The organism is Sphingobium sp. KCTC 72723, from assembly GCF_014280435.1.
GTDB lineage: Bacteria > Pseudomonadota > Alphaproteobacteria > Sphingomonadales > Sphingomonadaceae > Sphingobium.
In genome coordinates, this window is record NZ_CP060388.1 from 4,050,571 (window position 1) to 4,073,221 (window position 22,651).

Annotated in this window: 22 protein-coding genes and 1 riboswitch; of the genes, 12 read left to right on the plus strand and 10 right to left on the minus strand. The window is 65.5% G+C overall.

Annotated elements, in window-relative coordinates:
- Positions 1–4: 4 nt before the first annotated feature.
- Entirely contained in the window at positions 5–871 is an 867-nt protein-coding gene (rarD, locus tag SPBM01_RS19600; RefSeq protein WP_262504271.1) for an EamA family transporter RarD, read from the minus strand.
- Between the two features lie 32 nt (positions 872–903).
- Positions 904–1,125 (minus strand): hypothetical protein, encoded by a 222-nt coding sequence (locus SPBM01_RS19605; protein WP_188065847.1) that lies wholly within the window; start codon positions 1,123–1,125, stop codon positions 904–906.
- Positions 1,126–1,283: 158 nt separating this feature from the next.
- Between SPBM01_RS19605 and SPBM01_RS19610 the strand changes: the two genes are divergently transcribed.
- The 8 genes from SPBM01_RS19610 (at position 1,284) to SPBM01_RS19645 (ending at position 6,526) form a co-directional block, all read left to right on the plus strand.
- Positions 1,284–2,045 (plus strand): hypothetical protein, encoded by a 762-nt coding sequence (locus SPBM01_RS19610; RefSeq protein ID WP_188063140.1) that lies wholly within the window; start codon positions 1,284–1,286, stop codon positions 2,043–2,045.
- A gap of 90 nt (positions 2,046–2,135) precedes the next feature.
- Positions 2,136–2,522, plus strand: coding sequence for a fluoride efflux transporter CrcB (crcB, locus tag SPBM01_RS19615; protein WP_188063141.1), 387 nt, complete (start codon positions 2,136–2,138; stop codon positions 2,520–2,522).
- The gene (locus SPBM01_RS19620; RefSeq protein WP_188063142.1) at positions 2,519–3,961 is read left to right on the plus strand and encodes an RluA family pseudouridine synthase; all 1,443 of its coding nucleotides are present in this window, start codon (positions 2,519–2,521) and stop codon (positions 3,959–3,961) included. Before crcB ends, SPBM01_RS19620 begins: the two co-directional genes overlap by 4 nt.
- Entirely contained in the window at positions 3,958–4,107 is a 150-nt protein-coding gene (locus tag SPBM01_RS19625; RefSeq protein ID WP_188063143.1) for a hypothetical protein, read from the plus strand. The genes SPBM01_RS19620 and SPBM01_RS19625 overlap by 4 nt, the downstream gene beginning before the upstream one ends.
- The gene (locus SPBM01_RS19630) at positions 4,104–4,760 is read left to right on the plus strand and encodes an HAD-IA family hydrolase (RefSeq protein ID WP_188063144.1); all 657 of its coding nucleotides are present in this window, start codon (positions 4,104–4,106) and stop codon (positions 4,758–4,760) included. The genes SPBM01_RS19625 and SPBM01_RS19630 overlap by 4 nt, the downstream gene beginning before the upstream one ends.
- A complete protein-coding gene (locus tag SPBM01_RS19635; protein WP_188063145.1) occupies positions 4,757–5,011 on the plus strand; it encodes a hypothetical protein in 255 nt (84 codons plus the stop codon). Before SPBM01_RS19630 ends, SPBM01_RS19635 begins: the two co-directional genes overlap by 4 nt.
- A complete protein-coding gene (locus SPBM01_RS19640; protein ID WP_188063146.1) occupies positions 5,008–5,703 on the plus strand; it encodes an ATP12 family chaperone protein in 696 nt (231 codons plus the stop codon). Before SPBM01_RS19635 ends, SPBM01_RS19640 begins: the two co-directional genes overlap by 4 nt.
- Before the next feature lie 115 nt (positions 5,704–5,818).
- Entirely contained in the window at positions 5,819–6,526 is a 708-nt protein-coding gene (locus SPBM01_RS19645) for a hypothetical protein (RefSeq protein ID WP_188065848.1), read from the plus strand.
- Between the two features lie 169 nt (positions 6,527–6,695).
- On the opposite strand, the gene SPBM01_RS19650 is transcribed toward SPBM01_RS19645, so the two are convergent.
- The 8 genes from SPBM01_RS19650 to thiC all read right to left on the minus strand — a co-directional run bounded on the left by SPBM01_RS19650 (position 6,696) and on the right by thiC (position 15,361).
- Positions 6,696–7,355, minus strand: a complete 660-nt coding sequence (locus SPBM01_RS19650) for a murein L,D-transpeptidase catalytic domain family protein (RefSeq protein WP_188063147.1) — start codon at positions 7,353–7,355, stop codon at positions 6,696–6,698.
- A gap of 58 nt (positions 7,356–7,413) precedes the next feature.
- Positions 7,414–7,731 (minus strand): hypothetical protein, encoded by a 318-nt coding sequence (locus SPBM01_RS19655; protein ID WP_188063148.1) that lies wholly within the window; start codon positions 7,729–7,731, stop codon positions 7,414–7,416.
- Positions 7,732–7,737: 6 nt separating this feature from the next.
- Positions 7,738–9,195 (minus strand): L,D-transpeptidase family protein, encoded by a 1,458-nt coding sequence (locus SPBM01_RS19660; protein ID WP_188065849.1) that lies wholly within the window; start codon positions 9,193–9,195, stop codon positions 7,738–7,740.
- A gap of 154 nt (positions 9,196–9,349) precedes the next feature.
- Positions 9,350–9,772, minus strand: a complete 423-nt coding sequence (locus SPBM01_RS19665; RefSeq protein ID WP_188063149.1) for a response regulator — start codon at positions 9,770–9,772, stop codon at positions 9,350–9,352.
- Between the two features lie 93 nt (positions 9,773–9,865).
- A complete protein-coding gene (locus SPBM01_RS19670; RefSeq protein ID WP_188063150.1) occupies positions 9,866–12,673 on the minus strand; it encodes a TonB-dependent receptor in 2,808 nt (935 codons plus the stop codon).
- Positions 12,674–12,781: 108 nt separating this feature from the next.
- The gene (locus SPBM01_RS19675; RefSeq protein ID WP_188063151.1) at positions 12,782–13,177 is read right to left on the minus strand and encodes a type II toxin-antitoxin system death-on-curing family toxin; all 396 of its coding nucleotides are present in this window, start codon (positions 13,175–13,177) and stop codon (positions 12,782–12,784) included.
- Complete coding sequence (locus SPBM01_RS19680; protein WP_188063152.1) at positions 13,177–13,404, minus strand: AbrB/MazE/SpoVT family DNA-binding domain-containing protein; 228 nt, start codon at positions 13,402–13,404, stop codon at positions 13,177–13,179. The genes SPBM01_RS19675 and SPBM01_RS19680 overlap by 1 nt, the downstream gene beginning before the upstream one ends.
- 55 nt (positions 13,405–13,459) lie before the next feature.
- Positions 13,460–15,361 (minus strand): phosphomethylpyrimidine synthase ThiC, encoded by a 1,902-nt coding sequence (thiC, locus tag SPBM01_RS19685; protein ID WP_188063153.1) that lies wholly within the window; start codon positions 15,359–15,361, stop codon positions 13,460–13,462.
- A 45-nt stretch (positions 15,362–15,406) separates the two neighbouring features.
- A riboswitch (TPP riboswitch) is annotated at positions 15,407–15,516 on the minus strand.
- A gap of 36 nt (positions 15,517–15,552) precedes the next feature.
- On the opposite strand from thiC, the gene SPBM01_RS19690 reads away from it, so the two are divergent.
- The 4 genes from SPBM01_RS19690 to SPBM01_RS19705 all read left to right on the plus strand — a co-directional run bounded on the left by SPBM01_RS19690 (position 15,553) and on the right by SPBM01_RS19705 (position 22,641).
- Positions 15,553–15,849: a hypothetical protein gene (locus tag SPBM01_RS19690; RefSeq protein ID WP_188063154.1), complete on the plus strand. Its 297-nt coding sequence runs from the start codon at positions 15,553–15,555 to the stop codon at positions 15,847–15,849.
- 62 nt (positions 15,850–15,911) lie between these two features.
- Positions 15,912–19,271 carry a DUF2126 domain-containing protein gene (locus tag SPBM01_RS19695; protein ID WP_188063155.1) on the plus strand — a complete coding sequence of 1,120 codons (3,360 nt, stop codon included), beginning with the start codon at positions 15,912–15,914 and terminating at the stop codon, positions 19,269–19,271.
- Complete coding sequence (locus SPBM01_RS19700) at positions 19,271–21,748, plus strand: circularly permuted type 2 ATP-grasp protein (protein ID WP_188063156.1); 2,478 nt, start codon at positions 19,271–19,273, stop codon at positions 21,746–21,748. The genes SPBM01_RS19695 and SPBM01_RS19700 overlap by 1 nt, the downstream gene beginning before the upstream one ends.
- Positions 21,745–22,641: a transglutaminase domain-containing protein gene (locus SPBM01_RS19705; RefSeq protein WP_188063157.1), complete on the plus strand. Its 897-nt coding sequence runs from the start codon at positions 21,745–21,747 to the stop codon at positions 22,639–22,641. The genes SPBM01_RS19700 and SPBM01_RS19705 overlap by 4 nt, the downstream gene beginning before the upstream one ends.
- Positions 22,642–22,651 lie beyond the last annotated feature (10 nt).

Sequence of the window (22,651 nt, forward strand, 5' to 3'; positions counted from 1 at the left end):
GCTGTCAGGCGACGGTCAGCCGGTTGCGTCGCGCGGCCATGATCCCGTCGCTGGCGAACAGGATCAACCCGACCCAGATCAGCCCGAAACTGACCATCTGCCCGACGTTCAGCTTTTCGCCAAACAGCACCACGCCGCAGAAAAATTGCAGCAGCGGCGCGATATATTGCAACAGGCCCAGCGTCGCCATCGGCAGCTTCTGCGCGGCCATGGCGAACAATACCAGCGGCACAGTGGTGACGGCCCCTGATATGATGAGCAGCGCGGTGGTCGGGGCATCTTGACCAAACCCCACCCCGCCATGGCCCATTTCCCACCACAGATAGGCGGCCGCCAGCGGCGCGAGCAGCAGCGTTTCGACGCCCAGCCCGGTCATCGGCGCGACTGGCGTAATCTTGCGCAGCAGGCCGTAAAAGGCGAAGCTGAACGCCAGCGTCAGGCTGATCCACAATGTCGTCAGCGCCGAGGCGGCCAGGATGGCGACCCCGACGGCGGCAATGGCGATCGCCAGCATCTGCCCACGCCGCAACCGTTCCTTCAGCACCAGCACGCCCAGCGCGACATTGACCAGCGGGTTGAGGAAATAGCCAAGGCTGGTCGCCACCACATGCCCGCTATTGACCGCCCAGACATAGGTCAGCCAGTTGATGCCGATCATCAGCGCCGACGCGCCCAGCGGCACGATCAACCGCCGGTCGCGCATCACGCGCATCATCGGTCCCAATCCCTTGCGCGCGGCCAGCAGCGTCAGGATCAGCAATAGCGACCACAAGACGCGCTGCGTTACGATCTCCACCGGATCGACATGATCGACCAGCCGGAAGAAAATGGGCAGCAAGCCCCAGGCGATATAGGCCGTGACCGCCGCCACCAACCCCGTGCGCGCGTCGGCGTGAGCGTCGGTCAGAATATCCCCCCGCCCAGAAACAGCCGCAAAGCGCCGAACGCCGCGACGATCAGGCAGAAATTCTGTCCGCCCTTCTTCGACGACATCAGGCCGATGAACGCGCCGAACAGCGCCATCGGCACCAATATCCAGTTGAGCGCGCCGAGCAGCGGAAACACCGCCGGGATCATGAGGATGAGGGTGACAAGGCCGATAAAGCCGGACAATATGTTGAGCATGGCCGACAAATGGCCATTTTGCCGCGCCGGGACAAGGCGGGGGATGGGGCCATTCGTCAGAAACTGGCCCCACGATGTGAAAATTCACGCGATTTACCAAAAGTCCTAACGAAAAATTAACGCCTGTTCTTCATGTCTTGTTTACAAAGGAGTGCAGAATGGCGTTTTTCCGGCCAGTTTCCCTTATCAGATCCACCTCCCTGATTACCCTGTCGCTGGCGCTTGCCGCCTGTGGCAAGGGCGACAAGGACGCCAATCTTGCTGCGCTCGACGCGCAATTGACGAACAATGCGGTCGATCCGGCGCTCAAGGGTGCGCTGGCGGACCCGATCGTGGTTGACCCGCAACTGGTGGGGCAATCCAACCGCAACGCCGTGCGCCCGGCCGACAAGCCGGCCAGTGGCGCGGTGCCGATGCTGGCGGGTGATGCAGGCGCGGCGCAGGCGGCGGCCATGAAACAGGCGGGCGGCAAGCTGCTTCCCACCCCCACCGCGCAGGACGGCGCGGCGATGGCGTCGGCGGTCACGCTGGGCGCGGTCGCGCGCGAACAGGCGCAGCGGCAGGGCGGTAACGCGGCCTGCGCAAAGAAACTGGCTTATGGCATGGAATGGGCGCAACGCCTGCCCGACCCCTTCACTCTCTATCCCGGCGCGCAATTGACCGAAGCGGCAGGCGCGCAGGTCGATGGCTGTACGCTGCGCGCGGCCAGTTTCGTGACGCCCGCGCCGCGTCAGGGGGTGATGGACTATTATTATACGCTCGCCCGTCGCGCGGGCTATGACGGGGATCATCGCGTTCTGGGCGGCGACCATGTGCTGGGCGGCACGCGCAAGAGCGATGGCAGCGCCTATTTCATTGTCTTTACCGACGCGCCGGGCGGCAAGACCGGCGTCGACATCATCGCCGACAATGGGAAGTAGGGTGGGAAGTAACGGGGACGCCGCCTAGGCATTCCGCTCTTTTCCCAACCCACCTTCCCCCCTTGGCCGATTCGCTATAGGGCGGGCGACATGACCAATTTATTTCTTGTGATGGGCGGCGGCGCGATCGGCGCGGCCTTGCGCTATCAACTGGGCCGCTTTTCCGGCCATCTGACTCCCGGCAGCCTGTGGCCCTGGGGTACCTTTGCCGCCAACCTGATCGGTGGCTTTGCCATGGGTCTGCTGGCCGGATGGCTGGCGCGGGGCAGTAGCGTTTCGGGGGAACCGCTGCGCCTGTTGCTGGGCGTGGGCGTATTGGGCGGCTTCACTACCTTTTCCGCCTTCAGCCTGGAAACTTTCCTGATGATCGAACGGGGCCAGCCGCTGCTGGCGCTGGGCTATGCGCTGGCGTCGGTCATTGGCGCGGTCGTGGCGCTTGGCCTTGGCCTTACCCTGATGCGGAGTGCGCTGGCATGAAGGGCCGTCCCCCACCCAAGAGCGACGCCCCGCGCGGTCGCAAGCCTGCTGGCAAACCCACTGGCGACAGGCGGGACGGCGGCAAGCCTGCCGATGGCAAGGCTCCCGGCGGCAAGCCGGGCGAGCGCAAAGCATATGGCAAGCCGTCCGGCCCGCCCGGTCGCGCCCGTGGCGGCGCGAAAGCGGCCACCGCACGCAAGGGCGAAGGCGGCAAGCCCGCGTTCAAGGCGCCCTATAAAAAGCCCGCAGGCAAGCCCGCGCCCAAGCCCGCTATCGTAAAAGACGTGGCGACCGCCGCTGCGCCTGCCAAGCCCAGCGTCGCCAAGGGCGTCTCGCTCGACGTGCGGCAATATCGGGTTCAGCCCGACGATGACGGCATCCGTTTGGATCGCTGGTTCCAGCGGCATCTGCCCGATGTCGGCTTCAACATCGTGTCGCGCTGGTCGCGCACGGGGCAGTTGCGCATCGACGGCGCGCGCGCCGCGCCGGGCGACCGCGTGGCCGAAGGGCAGATGATCCGCGTCCCCCCCGCCGAGGCAAAGGCGCCTGTCCCCGAACGAGTGAAGCGCTCCAATGCCCGCGTCATCGACCTGACCGACGAGGAAATCGCCTTCGTGCAGGACATGGTGATTCACCGCGACGCGCAGGCGATCGTCCTGAACAAGCCGCCGGGCCTGGCGACGCAGGGCGGCACCAAGACCGACGAGCATGTCGACAAGCTGCTCGACGGGCTGATGTTCAATGCCGAACAGCGGCCCAAGCTGGTCCACCGGCTGGACAAGGATACGTCGGGCGCGCTGCTGGTCGCGCGCTCCAGCCGCGCCGCCGGTCATTTCGCCAAGGCTTTTTCCAGCCGCACCGCGCGCAAGGTCTATTGGGCGCTGGTGATTGGCATACCGTCGATTTCAGACGGCATGATCGAACTGCCGCTGGCCAAGCAGCCTGGCACCGGCGGCGAAAAAATGCATGTGGATGAGGAAGAAGGCCTGCCCGCGCGCACCCGTTACCGCATCATCGAACGGGCCGGGAACCGCGCCTGCTGGGTCGAATTGCAACCCTATACCGGGCGCACGCACCAGTTGCGCGTGCATCTGGCCGCGATTGGCCATCCGATCGTGGGCGACGGCAAATATGGCGGCAAGGACAGTTTCCTGACCGGGTCGATCAGCCGGAAGATGCACCTGCACGCCCGGCGCATCCGCGTCGATCATCCCGATGGCGGGCGCATCGACGTGATGGCCGAACTGCCGGCCCATTTTGCCAACAGCCTGTCGGACCTGGGTTTCGACCTGACGCTGGGCGACATGCCGCTGGACGATGAGATCGACCGGACGCCGACGCGCGAGGATGAAAAGAAGTTCGCGCGCCAGCACGCCAAGCAGGTGCGCAAGGAGCGCAAGGGCGAGCGTCGCTCGCGCGGGGGTTCGCGCGACGAATGACGCCGGGCGCGCTCTATCGCTGGACCGATGAGGCCGCGATCCGCACTTTCGTGACGCAGGACGATGCGCCCGGCCACGCGCACAAAGCGCGGGTGGCGTTCAACCCGCCATGGGCCAGCGGCAAGAGGCGGGGGACGATGATATGAACCCGCTGGTCGTGTTCGATTGTGACGGCACGCTGGTCGACAGCCAGCACAGCATCTGCACCGCCATGGTGCGCGCGTTCGAGGAAGCGAAGCTGACCCCGCCCGATCGTCCGGCGATCCTGTCGGTGGTCGGCCTGTCCTTGCCCCGCGCCATGGCCCGGCTGCTGCCGGATGCGGATGCGGATTTTCACGATCATCTGTCGGACCGCTACAAGCTGGCATTCCAGGCGATGCGGCGGGCAGAGGGGGTGTGCGAACCGCTCTATCCCGGCATTGCCGATCTGGTGGCGCAACTCGATGCGGCAGGCTGGCTGCTGGGCGTGGCGACGGGCAAGTCGGATCGCGGGCTGAACCTGTGCCTCACTCATCATGGCATCATCGACCGTTTCGTGACGCTCCAGACCGCTGACCGCCACCCGTCCAAGCCGCATCCCGCCATGCTGCTGGCCGCCATGGCGGAGGCCGGGGCGGCCCCGGAAACCACCGTCATGATCGGCGACACCAGTTTCGACATCGACATGGGGGTGGCGGCGGGCGTGCGCAGCATCGGCGTCGGCTGGGGCTATCATCCGCCCGCTGATCTGATCGCGGCGGGCGCTATGGCCGTGGCGATGGACAGCGTGGCCTTGCGCGGTCATATCGGCGCGCCATGACCGATACACCCCCGATTCCGCCCCTCGACCGTGACAAGATCGCGCGTCAGCGCCACTTCGCCATTGGTCTGTTCCGCCTGTCGGGTGCCTTCATCGTCATGTTCGGCTTCCTTGCCATCATGCAGCGCTTTACCTGGGTGCAGGGCGACCGGGCGAAGGCGTTCGGCGCGATCATGGTCGTCGTCGGCCTGTTCCAGTTCATCGTCGTGCCGCGCCTGATGCTGGCCCTGTTCAAGCGGACCGGGTCATGAAGCGTTTTTACAAGGACGTGACCATCGTGGCGGAAGCGGACGGCCACGCCATCCGGCTCGACGGTCGCCCGGTCCGCACCCCCGCCCGCGCGCCGCTGGCGCTGCCCACGCTCGCGCTGGCGCAGGCGGTGGCGGACGAATGGCGCGCGCAGGGGGAGATGATCGACCCGGCGAGCATGGCGTTCACCGGGCTGGCCAATGCGGCGATCGACCACATCGTCCCCAATCGCGCGACATTTGCCGCCGGGATCGCCGAATATGCGACCACGGACCTGCTCTGCTACCGCGCCGAAGCGCCGCAAACGCTGGTGGAGCGGCAGGCGGCGGCATGGGATCCCCTGCTCGGCTGGGCGCGCGCGCGCTACGATGTCGCGTTTGTGGTGACGCGGGGCATATTGCCCGTCGCCCAGCCCGCTGAAACGCTCGCTCGCCTGCGCGCCGCGGTCATGACGGTCGATCCGTTCGTGCTGGCGGGCTTGTCCACGCTGGTGACGATTAGCGGATCGCTGGTCTGCGGTCTGGCCATCGTGGCGGGCGGGCATGATGTCGACGCCATTTGGCACGCGGCGGAAATCGACGATGCCTGGCAAGTCGAGCGATGGGGCGAGGATGATCAGGCCGCCGCCCGCACCGCCAAACGACAGGCCGATTTTGCCATGGCCGGAGCCTTTTGCGCGATGAGCCACCCCTAGGCGTCGGGAACCCGTCTGCCCCTCGTTCATTGTCATGGAAGACGATGCAACGACCAAGGAGACCCTGACGTTGGTGAAATCCACCCTGATCGCGCTTTTGACCCTGACTGCCCCGATGGCGCTCGCCGCGCCCGCTCTGGCGCAGGATGCCCCGGCTGCTACGGCCCCCGCCGCCCCCGCCGCTGCACCCGGTGCGGCAACGCCCATGACCCCCGAACAGATCGCTGCCTTCAACAAGGCCGTGACCGACTTTACGGCAGGCCAGACCGCGCAGCAATCGGGCGACAATGCCGGTGCCAGCGCCAAATATGACGCTGCGCTGCCCGCGATCCGCACGGCGGTCCAATCGGACCCGGCCAAGATCGATAATGTCAATTTCCTCGCCAACGCCCTTTACGCCAACGCCGCCGCTTATGGCGCGCAGGGGCAGATGGACAAGGTCATCGCTCTTTATGGCGAAGCGCTGCCGCACTGGCGCAAGATCGTGGAAGCCAAGCCGACCGACATGGCCAGCCGCAACATATTGGCGGGCATATTGATCCAGATGGGCAACCAGAAACTGGGTGCGCAGGACAAGGCGGGGTCCGCTCCGCTCTATACCGAAGCGCTGGCGCTGGCCCGCAAGTCGGTGGCGGAAAAAGGCACCGACCCGATCAACCGCAACATCCTGCTGTCGGCGCTGATCGGCGCGAGCCAGTCCAGCGGCGATGCCGCGCTTCAGGCCGAAGCGGTCAATATGAGCAAGACGATGCTGGCCGATGGCAGCGTGGATGCGTCGAACAAGCCCGCCGCACAGGCGCTCACAGGCGCGAAGGCGGGGTAAGGATTAGGGGGTTGGGTCGTTTGTCGGCTCAACCCACAAGCCATATCCGTCATGCCAGCGAAAGCTGGCATCTCACTTCTTCTTTCCGGTGCGAAAGTGAAATGAGATCCCAGCCTTCGCTGGGATGACGGTCATTGGGGACGGGCATGGCAGGAAGTGCCATAGCCCCTCAGGCCATCCCGATCTTGTCGGCAAACAGCATCCGGCCCGATCCCAGCAGGCCCAGCAATTGCGGCAACATATGCGGCGCGACTGCGAAACAGCCTTCGCTGCGCCCGCATTTGCCCCAGGTGGCGATATGATCCTCGCCCACATAATCCGCGCCATGTACGACGATGGCGCGGGGTTCGGCATTGTTGTTCTGCGGGTCCAGCCCGATCAGCCGCATCGCCCGGCCATGCTGGCCCAGATATTGCTCGCCCGTGCGAAACGCGCCGGACGAACTGGCCAGCGAATTGGGTTCGTTGGAAAAACTCTGGAGCCAGCCCGAATGGGCCGGGTCCGATCCGCGTCCATGGGCAACGAGGTAGCTGCTGGCCTGCCCGCCGATCAGATCGACGACATGCATCCGCAAATCCTTCGACGGCGCGTTGAAATCGACGATGCCCACCCGGTCGCGCAGGGTGAACGCATCGGCATGATGGTCGAGTGCCGCCTTGGCCCGTTCCAGCAACGCGGCATAGGGCTTGGCCGGCAAAGGCTGCACCGCGCGCGGCAAAGGCGCGGCAGGGGCTTGTACCACCGGCAGGGCGGCACGGCCCATGCTGTCGGTCAGTAGCGAAAAAGCGAGTCCGCTCAGGGCGAACTTCGTAAAATTGCGGCGATCCATCCCCGCAATATAGCAAAGCCGACGCCCCGGTAAAAGGCCGGGGCGCAGGCGGCCCGGCTTATGGGGCGTTCGGCTCGTCCGCAGGCCGGCTCTGCTCGTCGCCTTCGGGCAGGCGCGCGGTCATGCCAGACGCTTCGGCATCGTCCTGAATCTGTTGCTGTTCCGACACGGACGGGGGCGCAGCGGCCGGAGTCGCGGCAACATTATTGCCCGGCATCGGCAGCGCGGCGTCGGGTTCCTCGATGATGACATTTTCGACCGGCGGCTCCACCAGATTGTTGGTCATGGGCGCTTCTTCTTCCTTCTTGCCGCACGCCGACAGGGCCAGTGCCCCGGCAAGCGCGAAAAGGGTCAGGTTGCGATGAGTCGTGCGCATGGGCGGTCAGTCCTTTGATGCGATAGTAGAAGGAGCGGGCAGGGCAGCGGGGTCCGCCCGGCGGCTGGACGCTTCGATCTTGGCGGCCAGCAACTTGTCCCAGCCATAGGGATCGGCGCGGAAACTGACCGTGCCATTGCTGCTGGCAAAGGCCGTCCAGTAAAGCAGATAGACGGCGACTTCCTGCGGCAAAGATACGCGCTGCGTCTTGCCCTCGTCGATCAGATTCTGGATCTGGCCGTTCAGTTCCGGGCTGCTTGCCACCATCAGTTCGGCCAGCGACACCGGCTTTTCCAACCGGATGCAGCCATGGCTGGCCAGCCGGTCATAGCTGGAAAATTTGCCGCGTGAGGGGGTGTCGTGCAGATAGACCGCGAACGGGTTGGCGAAATCGAACTTCAACCGGCCCAGCGCGCTGTTCGGCCCGGCGGGCTGGACGATGCGCTCGCCGCCTTCGGGCGTCTTGATGATCTTGTAACCCTGGCGGATCAGCGTCGCGCGCCCCTTGGGGAACAGCTCCCGCTTGGCAATCGACATCGGCACGTTCCAGGGCGGATTGACCACGATCGAATGGATGCTGGACGTCAGCATCGGCGTCGCATTGTCCGGGCTGCCCGTGACCGCGCGCATCGAACTGACCGGCTGGTCGCCTTCGAACATGGTCAGCACGGCAGCGGCGATATTCACCTGCACCCGGTTGACCGGCAATGTGCGCGGCATCCAGCGCCACCGTTCCATATTCGCCATGATCGCGGCGATCCGGTCATCCACGCCGACATTGAGCGCCGTGAGCGTGCGCGCGTCCAGCAATCCGGTGGGGTTCAGGCCATAGCGCTTTTGCGCGCGTTGCAGCACGTCGGTCAGCTTTTCGTCGGGTTTGACCGCCGGATCCTCGATCGCGACGCGCTTGCGCACTGCATCGGGCGCGGACGTAGCCGTCAGCGTGGCCCAGCCGCCCTTGTCGCGAATCGCTTCATAGCGCGTCAGGCTGCGGCGCAGCATGTCGTAACCGGCATAGGGCGGTGTCAGGCCATTGGCCCAGGCCTGCAACCGATCCTCGCTCACTGCCTTCGCCAGCGATGGGCGCGGATCGAACGCGGCGGGGCGCAATGCCCAGATGTCGAGGAAATCGGCAGTATCGACCCGGCCGGTGGACAGCGCCTTGGCCCGGTCCAGCAGCGCACTGATCAGCGGCTGCCCGTTCAGCGGCCCGCTGGCCTTCTGTCGCGCCATCAATCCCTGCGACGCGCCGGTTTTCAGCCAGCCATTGGCCCATGCCTCCTGCGCGGGCGACAATGCCGGGATCGGCACGGGCGGGGGCGTGACGATGGCGGGGGGCGTCGGTTGCACCTGCGCTGGCGGCGCGATGGCCGTGCCGGGCAAAGTCGGGACCGCTACAGGCGGCTGCGCGAACGCGGGAAAGGCAATGGCGCCCAGCAGCGCCAGCATCGGAAATCGGATCATGTCGGGACGGTTCATGGCGAACCAGATAGCGCAAAGCCGCCGCCGTTCAAATCACGATAGCGGAAAAGATCATGCTGCACGTCGTTCACCATCCCGCTGAGTGTCCCTTCCGCAACACCCGGCAGCTGGATTCGTTTCGCGAAGGTCCGACAAATCAGGCGGCGATGGCGATCGGCTGTGCTTCCGCGTCGATCAGGCCGCGTGCCACGCTTTGGATCAGGGTGACGAAGCGTGTGGCTTCGCGCACGATCATCGCCTTGTTGAAACAGGCGGCAGCGCCCCGGTCCATCGCTTCGGAAACGATCGGTGCGCCCTCGCGCATCAGGCTGGACAGCATGATGACCGGGCATGGGTCCATGTCCATAATCTCGTCCAGAACGCGCAAGCCGTCCCGGCCGGGCATGGCGATATCCAGCGTGACGACATCGGGCTTTTCCAGCCGGATCATCTCGATCGCCTCGTCGCCGTCGCGGGCGATGCCCACGACTTCGACGCGGCGGTCGCGTTCCAGCAGCGTTTCGATCATCGCGCGGATCGTCAGCGAATCATCGACGACCACAATTCTGATAGGCTTCATGTCTTGGCTCCCGAACGATCCATGCAGGTCATAACGGTCGGGCAACGGCAGAGTTTAGGCTTGGCTAATGCGAATTTAACTACGCCCCGAATTTCAGGTACGCGGCGGCGCGGAGGCGAAATTGGGGAAGAAGAGTTTGCGGAAACTGACGGAGACGGTGCGCCCCTGCGGGTCGAGATAGTCGGGCTGGTAGCGCAGCGGCGTCGCCCCGGTGGCATCGGTAACCGCGCGCCGCTGGTTGAAGATATTGTCGATGCCAAATTGCACCCGTGCGCCGCGCAGGAAGGGGATCTTGCGATCCAGCCCGGCAACCTGCCCCAGATTGGCGAACATGCGCAGATTGGCGGTGGCCAGGCTGCCGAAATTCAGCCGCGAACTGCCCCCGCTGGTCCCGGTCAGCGCGCCATCGACATGCGTGCCGCTTTCCCAGTCGATGCTGAAGCGGCCGCCAAGGCCATTGTTCATATAGCCGATCCGCGCTTCCACTTCATGCCGGGGCTGGCCCCCCGACGATCCGGTGGCATCGCCATCCAGCAGGTTGAGCGGCGCAACGCCGGGCGCGATCAGGATATTCTCGCTCAGATGCCAGGTGTGATAGAGGCTGAAGCTCAGCCGCCCGCCGCCCTGCCCGCCGCCGGGACCGCGAAAGCCGCCACCCGGACCACCGGGGCGTCCGCCACCCTGGCCCCCGCCGGGACCGGCATTGCCACCCTCGCCGCGCGGACGATCGCCGCCTTCGCCCGGTGGTGTGCCGCCCGCCTGCCCCGCCGGGCGCGGACCGCGATTGCCGAACAAGGCGGCCAGTTCGGGCGGTCGATCCTCCGCCTTGCCGCCCGCCGCGCGCCAGGCTTCGACCAGTTTCTGGACATGCGATTTCAGTGCAAAGGACAGGTCGAAGCCCCAGCGCAATTGCTCGCTCTGCGACCGCAGAAAATTGATCGGCCGCGCATCGACCTGAAGCAGATTGCCCGCACTATCGCGCACGAAACGCTGGGGGAACGCCGCCTCGATCGCCGGGGTGGGCGTGGGGAAGGCGGCGATCGGATTGTCGGTGCGGCTGTTGAGATATGTGGCGGTCAGCGTTAGGTTGGGCTTTTCGAACGGCTTGATCGTCGCGCCCAGCCGAAACTGGTTGCGCACGCTTTCGCGCAGGCTGGCCGATCCGCCCGACAATTGGGTCACGAACACGCTTTGCCCGGTGGCATAATCGAACACCTGCACGTTCGGCGTGGACACTTGCGGATCCGTGATCTGCGCGCCCGTTGGCGCGGCGCGATCCTGATTGGCGGACATCAGCAACTGCACGGCCTTCACTGGTTGCCAGCGCAGGCCGTAACCCAGCGTGGAAAGCGTGCCGAAGTCCGACAGTTGCTGCGCGGCCAGGTTCATATTGACGCTGACGTCGCCAATGGCGTCCAGCACGCCGCGCGACCGGCTGGTGATCGGCAGATCGACGCTGACCTGACCACTGGCGATTTCGCGGCTATAGTCGGTCGCGCTGGCAATGCCCGAACGGGTGGCGCTGCTTTCGAACCCATTGGCCGACGCGCCCACGCGCACCGAAGTCGCAACGTCGCCGGCGGGCAGTTCGAACAGGGTGCCGCTGATCAGCAAGTCACCCGTCACTGCCTGCGACTTCGCGCGGGCGCGGTCGGTCAGGCGGGTGGACAGCAGGTCGGGCGTGAAGTTGCCATAGGGGTTGACGGATGCGCTGCCCGCATTGAGCGCAGCCTGAATCGCGTCGGTCGATACGCCCCGGTCGGTCCGGGTGCGCGTGATCGACAGGTCGCCATTGCCGGTGAAGGACCATTGCCAGCCGCGCGCGATCTGCCCGTTCAGCGTGACGCCGACATGGCCGGTGGTGCCGCGCACCTGCTGCGCCAATGCGCCCGGTTCGACCAGATAGCGCGACAAAGCGACGCTGTTGGCGAAGGGCGAGAAGGGATTGCCCGCAGGCAGGGTGAGCGCGGTTTGCGACAAGCCCTGAAGCGAATCGCTGTCGGACAGTTCCAGCCGCCCGTTGATCGTCGCCGACACCCCGCCCAGCGCACGGGCGAGCGTGGCGTTGGCGGAAAAATTCTCCGTCGCCGGGCTGAGCGTGCGATAGGGGGTGAGGTCGACGGATTGCGCCGTGGCTGCACCCGGCACGAAGCTGGCAAGGGTCGGGATGCCAGTCGCGGCGCTGGCGGGAATTGTCGTTTGCGTGACTATGCTGCCCGCCAGAGCCGACAGGCGCGCGTCGATTTCCGCGCCGCGCGTCGTCGCTGTAAAGCGCGATGCACCAGCGTTGACGATGTCGCGCTCGCTTTCCAGCAATGCGTCGGCGCGGCTATATTTCAGGTTGATGGTGAAGCGGTTGTCGCCCTGAATACGCAGCAGCCCGGCTTCGACCTGGCCATTGTCGCGACCGCCATCGGTGGTGGTGCCGACGCGCGCTTCGGCAGTTTCCGCGCGAAACCGCTGGCGCAGGACGATGTTCATCACCTTTTGCGTGGGCGCATAGCCATAGGAGAGCGCAACCTGTTCAGGCAATATATCCACCCGCGCGACCGCTTCGGACGGAATATCCTGAATTTCCGAGAAGCTGGAAATCCGCTTGCCGTTGAGCAGCACGACCGGCGTGCCATTGGTCTGCGCCGACAATTCGCTGACCATTTCGGAAATGGACGTGACGCCCAGCGCCCGCACGTCCGCGCCCGACAATTGCTGTTCGGGCTGGATATTGCCGATCACGGATCCCCGCTGCGGCTGACCCGTGACGATGATTTCCTCGCCATCGTCGGGTTGAGCCTGAGTCTGGGCCTGCGGAGCGGCGGCGGGAGCCTGACCCTGCGCCATCAGCGCGGAGGGCGCGACGCCCAGCATCAACGGAACCAGTATGACGGATGCAGATCGACGCACGCTATAACCCCCGGACAAATATTCTTGCCTCTCCTCTAACGGCCAGTTGTCGCAAAACTTGGCCAAGTCCAAGCCGGAATTGTCGCAAACTGTAATGGAGGCAGAGGATCAGGTGGGCGCAAGCTGCTGGCGGAACCAGTCGGCAAGGTCGGCTTCGGACAGGGTGCCGGCTGCCAACTCAAGGAACGCGACGACCAGTTCCGCGTCGGTGGCCATCAGTTGATAGCCATTGAGCAGCAGGAAGGTTTCGCTGACCACCGCCGCGATCCGCTTGTTGCCGTCGACAAAAGGGTGATTGCGCGCCAATCCATAGGCATAGGCCGCCGCGAGCGCCGTAGCATCGGGATCGCCATATAGCGACAGATTGTGCGGGCGGGCCATGGCGCTTTCGAACAGGCCACGATCGCGCAAAGCGTCACCCCCGCCGCCATGTTCGGCAATCTGTTCGGCATGGGCCGCCTCCGCCACGGCAGGCGTGACCCATATCCAGTCCCGATCGGCCATTATTTGGCGAGTTCGCGCAACGCCCGTTTGCGCCGTGCCATGACGTCGCGCGCCACCGCCATCTGCGCATCGAAATCCGGCTCCGCAGCGGACAGTTCGATCCCGCGTGGCGTAAGGACGACCGACAGCGTGTCGCCGGTGGCAGCGTGGAGATGGGCAAGCAATTCCTTGGGCAGGATAACCCCGGCGCTGTTGCCGATTTTCGTGATTTTGAGGGGGGCGTTCATACGGGGGTTATAACGCAATATGTCGCTATTGCCAATTCCGAATCATGCGCGCGCCTCAATCCCGCTCCCTATCCCCAGCACCCATATACAGTTCACTCCCCGTCTCGCGGAACACCGCGCTCATCTGCGCCATGCCTCTTTCCGCTTCTTCCGCCGCAATAAACGCCGTTGCGGGCTGATTCTGTTTCGCCGCGAAATCCCGCACTTCCTGCGTGATTTTCATCGAGCAAAACTTAGGCCCGCACATCGAGCAGAAATGAGCGGACTTCGCGCCCTCCGCAGGCAAAGTCTGGTCGTGATATTGCTCCGCCGTGTCGGGGTCTAACGACAGGTTGAACTGGTCCCGCCAGCGGAAATCGAACCGCGCCCGGCTGAGCGCATCGTCGCGGACCTGCGCGGCGGGATGCCCCTTGGCCAGATCGGCGGCATGAGCGGCCAGTTTGTACGTCACCACGCCGACCTTCACATCGTCGCGGTCGGGCAGGCCCAGATGCTCCTTGGGCGTGACGTAGCAAAGCATCGCCGTGCCATACCAGCCGATCATGGCCGCGCCGATCCCGCTGGTGATATGGTCGTATCCCGGCGCGATATCCGTCGTGAGCGGACCCAGCGTATAGAAAGGCGCTTCGCCACAAGCCTCCAGCTGCTTTTCCATATTCTGCTTGATCTTGTGCATCGGAACATGGCCCGGCCCTTCGATCATCACCTGCACATCCTGCGCCCAGGCGCGCTTAGTCAGTTCGCCCAGCGTGTAGAGTTCGCTGAACTGCGCTTCGTCATTGGCGTCGGCGATGGAACCGGGGCGCAACCCGTCGCCAAGGCTATAGGCAATGTCATATGCTTTGCAGATCTCGGTGATCTCGTCGAAATGTTCGTAGAGGAACGATTCCTTGTGATGCGACAGGCACCATTTCGCCATGATGGAGCCACCGCGCGACACGATACCCGTGACGCGCTTCGCCGTCATCGGGATATAGGCCAGCCGCACGCCCGCATGGATGGTGAAATAATCCACGCCGTGTTCGGCCTGCTCGATCAGTGTGTCGCGGAATATCTCCCACGTCAGATCCTCGGCCACGCCGCCGACCTTTTCCAGCGCCTGATAGATCGGCACGGTGCCGATCGGCACGGGCGAATTGCGGATGATCCATTCGCGCGTGTCATGGATGTTGCGCCCGGTGGACAGGTCCATCACCGTGTCCGCGCCCCAGCGGATCGACCAGACCAGCTTGTCGACTTCGGCGGCCACGTCCGATGCGACGGCGCTATTGCCGATATTGGCGTTGATCTTGACCAGGAAATTGCGGCCGATCGCCATCGGTTCGGATTCGGGATGGTTGATGTTCGACGGGATGATCGCCCGGCCCCGCGCCACTTCGTCGCGGACAAATTCGGGCGTCACATAATCGGGGATTTCCGCGCCCCAATCCTGCCCGTCGCGCACATATTCGGCCAGTCGCGCCCGGCCCAGATTCTCCCGCTCGGCGACATATTCCATTTCGGGCGTGATGATGCCGCGACGGGCATAATGCATCTGGCTGACATTCGCGCCCGGCTTCGCGCGCAGCGGGCGGCGCGCGCCCAGCGGGAATTGCGCTACCCCGGAGCCTTTGTTGCCGCCCTGCGCTGCCGCTTGGGCGGTACGATCCAGGCGGCTTCCCGCCAGGAACCCATTATCCTCCGGCTTCACCGCCCGCGCGTCATATTCTTCCACATCGCCGCGCCCGATGATCCAGTCGCGGCGCAGCGTGGGCAGGCCTGCGCGAATGTCGATCTGCGCGGCCGGATCGGTATAGGGACCGGACGTGTCATATACGCGCACCGGCGCTTCGCCGCTGCCCGGCTCCAGCGTGATTTCGCGCATCGCGACCTTCAATGGGCCGACATGAATCTTGCGCGATCCGCGAATGGGACCAGTGGTGACGCCGATTTCGGTGCGGGCGGGAATATCTGCCATTACAAGTCTCTCCTCCATGGCGAAAGAGAGAGAATGCGAGCGGCGTGAGCGCAGGCGGACCCTCCCTACGCCGGTTTTAGCCGGATCAGGTTCAACGGGTCGCAGCCACTAAGCTGCCTCTCAACCGTCTGCGGACGGTCCCCCGGGGATGCTGGACAGGGTAAGGGGTTCGCGGCATTAGTCCAGTCCATATGTTCGACCATCCCTCCCCCGATCTTTCACGGCCCGATCTTTCCACAAAGCAAGGCCGCAAGGCGTGGCGGCATGAATATCGCATGGTCGCGGTGCGCCCGCGCCGCTGGGGTTTGTGGCTGCTGACGGCGGGCTTCCTGTTGCTGCTGTCGCCATCGGCCTTTGGCCTGCATAGCATCATGGGCTGGTCGCCCAGCCTGATCGGCATGGCGTTGATGGTCGCGGCAACCCCGTTGCTGATCGCGGGGGCGGTGCTGCGGCGGCGCTACCGGCGGGGTCGGCTGGCAAAGCCCTAGAAACTGCACGGACGCGCGATTGACTGTTGCATTGCAACAAGCGGTAGCGTTTGATCGCAGTCATGCTCAAAGCCGCGCTCCATCACCTCACCGCCTATCGCTACAACCGCCCGATCCGCCTGGGGCCACAGGTCATCCGCCTGCGCCCGGCACCGCATAGCCGGACCAAAGTCCCCAATTATGCGCTGAAGATCGAACCGGCGAACCATTTCCTGAACTGGCAGCAGGATCCGCATGGCAACTGGCTGGCGCGCGTGGTGTTTCCCGATCCGGTCGATCATTTCCGTATTCAGGTCGATCTGCTGGCCGATCTGGACATCATCAACCCGTTCGATTTCTTCGTGGAACCCTATGCGGAGACTTATCCCTTCGCCTATGACGATCAGCTGAAGACCGATCTGGCCGCCTATTTCGACATCGAACCGCAAGGGACGATGTTCGACGCGATGGTCGCGCAATATGATGGCTTTACCAGCCGCACCGTGGATTTCCTGGTCGAAGTGAACCGCCGCCTGCAACAACAGGTCGGCTATGTCATCCGCATGGAAGCGGGCGTGCAGACGCCGGAGGAGACGCTGGAAATCGGCACCGGGTCGTGCCGCGATTCGGCCTGGCTGCTGGTGCAGTTGCTGCGGCGGCTGGGCTTTGCCGCGCGCTTCGTGTCGGGATATTCGATTCAGCTGGTCGCCGACGTCGAACCGATCGAGGGGCCAAAGGGCGTGACGCAGGACGTGGTGGACCTCCACGCCTGGGCCGAAGCCTATGTGCCGGGTGCGGGCTGGGTAGCGCTGGACGCGACCAGCGGCATGTTTGCGGGCGAAGGCCATATTCCGCTCTGCGCGACGCCCCACTACAAGTCCGCCGCGCCGATCAGCGGCATGGCCGAACCTGCCGAAGTCGATTTCGAATTTGCCATGAATGTCAGCCGCATCGCCGAAGCGGTGCGGATCACCAAGCCGTTCACCGACACGCGATGGGACGCGGTGATGGCGCTCGGCGCAAAGGTCGACGCCGATCTGGCGGCACAGGATATGCGCCTGACCATCGGCGGTGAACCGACCTTCGTGGCGGAATGCGGCGGCGACGCGGAAGAATGGAATGGCGATGCGGTCGGCCCAACCAAGGCGGCCTATGCCGACCGGCTGATCCGCAAGCTGCGCGCCACCTTCGCGCCGGGCGGCCTGCTGCATCACGGGCAGGGCAAATGGTATCCGGGCGAAAGCCTGCCGCGCTGGGCCTATGCCGTCTATTGGCGCACCGATGGCGCGCCGATCTGGCGCGACGACAGCCTGATCGCGCCCGACGATGCGCCCGACGGCGCGCGGACGGTGACTCCCGACGACGCCCGCGCTTTCCTTGGCCATATGGCCGGGAATATGGGCTTTTCCGACGAATATACCCATGCGGTCTATGAAGATCCGGCGGTATGGTCGCTCAAGGAAGCCGACCTGCCGGTCAACGCCACGACGGACGATCCCAAGATCAGCGATCCCGAAGCGCGCGCGCGCATGGTCAAGACGTTCGAGCGTGGCCTCGACCAGCCGGTTGGCTATGTCCTGCCGGTGCAGCGCTGGCAGAGCCAGGTCGCCAAGCCCCGCTGGCAAAGCGAAATCTGGCAGTTGCGGCGTGGCAAGCTGTTCGCGGTGCCGGGCGATTCGGCGCTGGGCTATCGCCTGCCGCTGGGGTCGCTGCCCTATGTGCCGCCGTCCGATTACCCCTATATCCACCCCCGCGACACCAGCGAGCCGCGCGAGCCGCTGGCCGATTTCCGCGCGCAGGTGGTGAGCCAAGCCAGCGTCGAGGAAGTGCGCGCGCAACAGTCGCAGCGAGTCGCCGGGCCGGAAGGCGGCGCAGCGGCGCAGGAACGAGTCGAACAGGTCATTATCGAAGGAGCGGTGCGCACCGCCGTGACGGTCGAACCGCGCGGCCATTATCTGTCGGTATTCCTGCCCCCGGTGCAGGCGCTGGAAGATTATCTGGAACTGATCGCGGAGGTTGAGGCCGCCGCCGAAGCGCTGCACATCCCCGTGCGGATCGAGGGCTATTCGCCCCCGCCCGACCCGCGCATCGCCGTGCTGAAAGCCACGCCCGACCCCGGCGTGATCGAAGTCAACGTCCACCCCGCCGCCAGCTGGGACGAGACGGTGTCGATCACCGAACAGCTTTACGCTCATGCTCGCGAGTGCCAGCTAACCGCCGACAAATTCATGGTCGATGGCCGGTCGGTCGGCACCGGCGGGGGCAATCATATCGTGCTGGGCGGGCCGACATTGACCGATTCGCCCTTCATCCGGCGGCCCGACCTGCTCAAAAGCTTCGTTCTTTTCTGGCAGCGGCACCCCTCGCTCTCCTACCTGTTTTCGGGCCTGTGCATCGGCCCGACGAGCCAGGCACCGCGCATCGACGAAGCGCGGCACGATGGCCTGTATGAGCTGGAAATCGCGCTGGCGCAGGTGCCAAACCCGTTCGCGGGCGAAGGCGCTTCGCCTCCTCCGTGGCTGGTCGATCGGCTGTTCCGAAACCTGCTGGTCGATGTGACGGGCAACACCCACCGCACCGAAATCTGCATCGACAAGATGTTCTCCCCCGATGGCCCGACCGGGCGGCTGGGGCTGCTGGAGTTTCGCGGGTTCGAAATGCCACCCGAAGCACGCATGAGCCTGGCGCAGCAATTGCTGATCCGCGCGCTCGCCGCATGGTTCTGGCGGCAACCGCAACAGGGCAATCTGGTGCGATGGGGGACGGCGCTGCATGACCGTTTCATGCTGCCCCATTTCGTCTGGGCCGATTTCCTCGAAATCCTGTCCGACCTGCGCGGCGCAGGCTATGATTTCGACCCCAACTGGTTCGAAGCGCAGCGCCAGTTCCGCTTCCCCATTCATGGCAGCGTGGATGCCGGTGGCGTCGGGCTGGAAATCAGCCATGCGCTCGAACCATGGAATGTGCTGGGTGAAACCGGGGCGATCGGCGGGACGGTGCGCTATGTCGACAGTTCGACCGAACGGTTGCAGGTCCGCGCCACCGGCCTGGTAGCCGGGCGGCATATCGTCAGTTGCAACGGGCGACAGGTGCCGATGACGGCAACCTCCGTCCCCGGCGAAGGCGTGGGTGGCGTGCGGTACAAGGCATGGGCGCCCGCCAATTGTATGCACCCCAATCTGCCCGCCAATGCGCCGCTGACCTTCGACGTGCTGGATAGCTGGAGCGGGCGGTCGCTGGGCGGGTGCGTCTATCATGTCGCGCATCCGGGCGGGCGTAATTACGACACGCTGCCGATCAACGGTTATGAAGCCGAAGCCCGGCGCAAGGCGCGCTTTCAGGATTATGGCCACACCCCCGGCCCGGTCGACATGCCGCCCGCCGAACGGCCAAGCGAATTTCCGATGACGCTGGACCTGCGGTTGCCGCGTCCGGGCGCGTGATGGTGGCCGACGCCCCGGCGCCATCGCTTGGCGGCGACAACTGGGCCGACGCCTATATTGCCGCTGCGCCGCGTGGCGACCTGTTCGCCGACGCCGCGCCGGACATGGCCGGGCATTGGCGCGCGATGCTGGACCGATTGTCTGTGCAGGCGCAGGGCGACCCGGCCACGCTGGCCGATCATGTCGCGCGGCAGGCCATCGACCTGGGAATGGCGTTTCGCCTGACCGGGGACGATCAGGAACGGGCATGGCCGCTCGGCCCGGTGCCGTTGCTGATCGGTGCGGACGAATGGACGCATATCGAACGCGGCCTGACCCAGCGCGCCGAACTGCTGGAACAGGTGATCGCCAACATCTATGGCACCGGATCACTGGTCAGCGACGGCAATCTGCCGCCCGGCGTCATCACCGGCAGCCCGCATTATTGGCGCGTGATGACCGGCACGCCGCCACCGCGCGGCCATCACCTGCATTTCTACGCCGCTGATATCGGGCGCGGACCCAATGGCGAATGGCGCGTGCTGGCCGACCGTGTGCGCACCCCGGTCGGCATGGGCTATGCGCTGGAAAATCGGCTGGCCCTGTCGCGCGCTACCGGCGATTTGCTGGGCGCGCTGAACAGTCGCCGCCTCGCGCCTTTCTTTGCGCAGTTGCGGCGTGGCCTCGCGGCCGATTGCGAACGGTCGGACCCGCGCATCGGCCTGCTGACGCCGGGCCGCTTCAACCAAAGCTATGCCGAACAGGCGCATCTGGCCCGCTATCTGGGCCTGTTGCTGGTCGAAGGCGACGACCTGATCGTCACCGACGGGCAATTGTTCGTCCGCACGATACAGGGGCTGAAACGCATCGACGGGCTGTGGCGGTGGATGGACAGCCGCTTCATCGACCCGCTCGCCTTCGACCGCGAATCGCGCATCGGCGTGCCTGACCTGTTCGACGCCTGCGCCAATGGCGGGCTGGTGGTGGGCAACTGGCCCGGCGCAGGGGTCATCGAATCGCGCGCCTTTGCCGCTTTCCTGCCGCAACTGAGTAAGGCGGTGCTGGGCGCGGACCTGATCCTGCCCAATATCGCGACATGGTGGTGCGGGCAGGGCAAGGAACGCGACCATGTTCTGGGACGGCTGGACAGCCTGCTGATCGGATCGGCGTTCGACCGCGATGTCGCGGGCCTGCCCGACGCGCGCTTCACGGCGGGTTCCGCGCTCGACACGACCCGGCGCGCGGCATTGATCGACGCGATGACGCGGCGGCCAATGGACTATGTGGGGCAGGAAGTGGTGAAATTGTCCACCACGCCTGCCATCGTCGATGGACGGCTGACGCCGCTGCCCTTCACGCTGCGCCTGTTCGTGGCGCGCGATGAAGCGGGCGCGTGGCGCGTGATGCCCGGCGCGTTCGCGCGCTTGGCCGGGCATGGCGACATTCGCGCTGCGCTGATGGGGCAGGGGGACATGTCCGCCGACATGTGCGTGGTCGATGGCCAGGCAGTGCCGCCCGACACGCTCATCGGCGGCACGCCCGCCATCCGGCGGATCGGCGGGATGTTGCCTGCCAAGGCGGCGGACAATCTCTACTGGCTGGGCCGCTATATCGAACGGGCGGAAATGACGCTGCGCATCGTGCGCGCCATCGTCGGCGGCTCGATCGAGGCGGACCTTGGCCCTTCGCTTGGCTCCCCCACCATGGCGCGGCTGGTCGATCAGCTTGTCCTGTGGGGCGCAGCGCCCGGCGGGGGCGGGGCGATTGGCCCGCTATGCGCCGACGCGCTGGGCAATGCGCGCATGACCGGCAGCGTCCGGTCGCTGATGGGGCGGATCGGCAATATCGGCGAAGGGCTGCGCGACCGGCTGGCCAGCGATTTCTGGCGACTGGTGCGCCTGCCGCTGCCCCGTTTTGACGGTGCCGTCACTGACACGCTGCTCGACGCTTCATCGCGCATGATCGAACGGATTTCGGCGCTGTCGGGCCTCGCGGCGGAAAATATGGGCCGGACCGAAGGCTGGCGCTTCCACGACATGGGTCGCCGCATGGAGCGCGCCATCAATGGCTGCCGCCTCGTCACTCTGTTCGGCAGCGACTGGGCCAGCGCCGACGACCTGACCGTGCTGCTCGATTTGCAGGACAGCCAGATCAGCTATCGCACCCGCTACCTGACCGGCCCGGCGCTGGCTCCGGTGCGCGATCTCGTCGCGCTGGAACCGCATAATCCGCGCGCGATCACATATCAGGCGCATCGGCTGGCGGATCATGTCGCCGCTCTGCCAGTGCTGCGCGGTGACGGGATGCCCGAAGAACCCCGGCGGCTGGCCGATGCACTGGTCGCGCGGCTTGCCCCGCTGACTGGCGACATGCTGACGATCGGCGATATAGCGGACGTGGAATCGCGCCTGCTCACCCTGTCCGACGCCATCGGCCAGCGCTATTTCCTGCAACTGCGCAAGGCGGAAAAGCCCGACGGCGCGGACCTGCTGTCATGATCTACCATGTCCGCCACCGCACCATCATACGCTATGCCAGTCCGGTGCGGCTCGCCCGGTTCAACGTGCGGTTGCAACCGGCACCCTGGCCCGGCCAGTGGACGGCGGACTATGCTCTGGACGTCGACCCCGCGCCCGCGATCATGCAGGCGCGGCCCGGCGGCTGGCCGGTGCAGGTCGCCCGGCTGGTGATCGAAAGCCCGATCCGCCAGTTGACGATCGAAAGCCGCTTCCGCGCCGGTGTGCAGGACAGCGCGCCCCCCGCGCCGCAGGCCGATGATCCCACCATTGCCATGGTGGCGCAGGCTGCGCTGCTGGACCGGGGCATGGGACCGGCGGCACCGGCGCACTATCTCTACGCCTCCTCGCGCGCGCCCTTGCTGGCCGATATTGGGGCATGGGCGCACATCATGCTCGCCCCCGATCGCCCCGTCATCGCCGCCGCGCTGGACCTGGCCTGCCGCATCAAGGCCGATTTTCGCTACAGCCCCGGCGCAACCGACGCGGCCACCCCGGTCGCCGACGCCTTTGCCGCGCGCCATGGCGTGTGTCAGCATTTCGCCCATGTCATGGTCGTCGCGCTGCGCTGTGCGGGACTGCCCGCCGCCTATGTCAGCGGCTATCTGCGCACCGATCCGCCGCCGGGCATGGCGCGGCTGGTGGGGGCGGATGCGATGCACGCCTGGGTCATGCTGTGGTGCGGGCCGACGCGCGGCTGGATCGGTTTCGATCCCACCAATGGCGTCATCACCGGCAACGGCCATCTGTTCGTCGCCATGGGCCGCGACTATGCCGACGTCGCGCCGATGGACGGTCTGTTCGTGGGCGGCGCGGGCCAGAGCCTGCAAACGATGGTCGACGTCGCGCCGGAGGAGGAACTGGCGGTCCTGTGATACATCCTCC

Coding starts and splice junctions, on each gene's coding strand:
- SPBM01_RS19605 (WP_188065847.1), bottom strand. CDS start 1,125: ATGCTCAACATATTGTCCGGCTTTATCGGCCTTGTCACCCTCATCCTC.
- SPBM01_RS19610 (WP_188063140.1), top strand. CDS start 1,284: ATGGCGTTTTTCCGGCCAGTTTCCCTTATCAGATCCACCTCCCTGATT.
- crcB (WP_188063141.1), top strand. CDS start 2,136: ATGACCAATTTATTTCTTGTGATGGGCGGCGGCGCGATCGGCGCGGCC.
- SPBM01_RS19620 (WP_188063142.1), top strand. CDS start 2,519: ATGAAGGGCCGTCCCCCACCCAAGAGCGACGCCCCGCGCGGTCGCAAG.
- SPBM01_RS19625 (WP_188063143.1), top strand. CDS start 3,958: ATGACGCCGGGCGCGCTCTATCGCTGGACCGATGAGGCCGCGATCCGC.
- SPBM01_RS19630 (WP_188063144.1), top strand. CDS start 4,104: ATGAACCCGCTGGTCGTGTTCGATTGTGACGGCACGCTGGTCGACAGC.
- SPBM01_RS19635 (WP_188063145.1), top strand. CDS start 4,757: ATGACCGATACACCCCCGATTCCGCCCCTCGACCGTGACAAGATCGCG.
- SPBM01_RS19640 (WP_188063146.1), top strand. CDS start 5,008: ATGAAGCGTTTTTACAAGGACGTGACCATCGTGGCGGAAGCGGACGGC.
- SPBM01_RS19645 (WP_188065848.1), top strand. CDS start 5,819: ATGGCGCTCGCCGCGCCCGCTCTGGCGCAGGATGCCCCGGCTGCTACG.
- SPBM01_RS19650 (WP_188063147.1), bottom strand. CDS start 7,355: ATGGATCGCCGCAATTTTACGAAGTTCGCCCTGAGCGGACTCGCTTTT.
- SPBM01_RS19655 (WP_188063148.1), bottom strand. CDS start 7,731: ATGCGCACGACTCATCGCAACCTGACCCTTTTCGCGCTTGCCGGGGCA.
- SPBM01_RS19660 (WP_188065849.1), bottom strand. CDS start 9,195: ATGATCCGATTTCCGATGCTGGCGCTGCTGGGCGCCATTGCCTTTCCC.
- SPBM01_RS19665 (WP_188063149.1), bottom strand. CDS start 9,772: ATGAAGCCTATCAGAATTGTGGTCGTCGATGATTCGCTGACGATCCGC.
- SPBM01_RS19675 (WP_188063151.1), bottom strand. CDS start 13,177: ATGGCCGATCGGGACTGGATATGGGTCACGCCTGCCGTGGCGGAGGCG.
- SPBM01_RS19680 (WP_188063152.1), bottom strand. CDS start 13,404: ATGAACGCCCCCCTCAAAATCACGAAAATCGGCAACAGCGCCGGGGTT.
- thiC (WP_188063153.1), bottom strand. CDS start 15,361: ATGGCAGATATTCCCGCCCGCACCGAAATCGGCGTCACCACTGGTCCC.
- SPBM01_RS19690 (WP_188063154.1), top strand. CDS start 15,553: ATGTTCGACCATCCCTCCCCCGATCTTTCACGGCCCGATCTTTCCACA.
- SPBM01_RS19695 (WP_188063155.1), top strand. CDS start 15,912: ATGCTCAAAGCCGCGCTCCATCACCTCACCGCCTATCGCTACAACCGC.
- SPBM01_RS19700 (WP_188063156.1), top strand. CDS start 19,271: ATGGTGGCCGACGCCCCGGCGCCATCGCTTGGCGGCGACAACTGGGCC.
- SPBM01_RS19705 (WP_188063157.1), top strand. CDS start 21,745: ATGATCTACCATGTCCGCCACCGCACCATCATACGCTATGCCAGTCCG.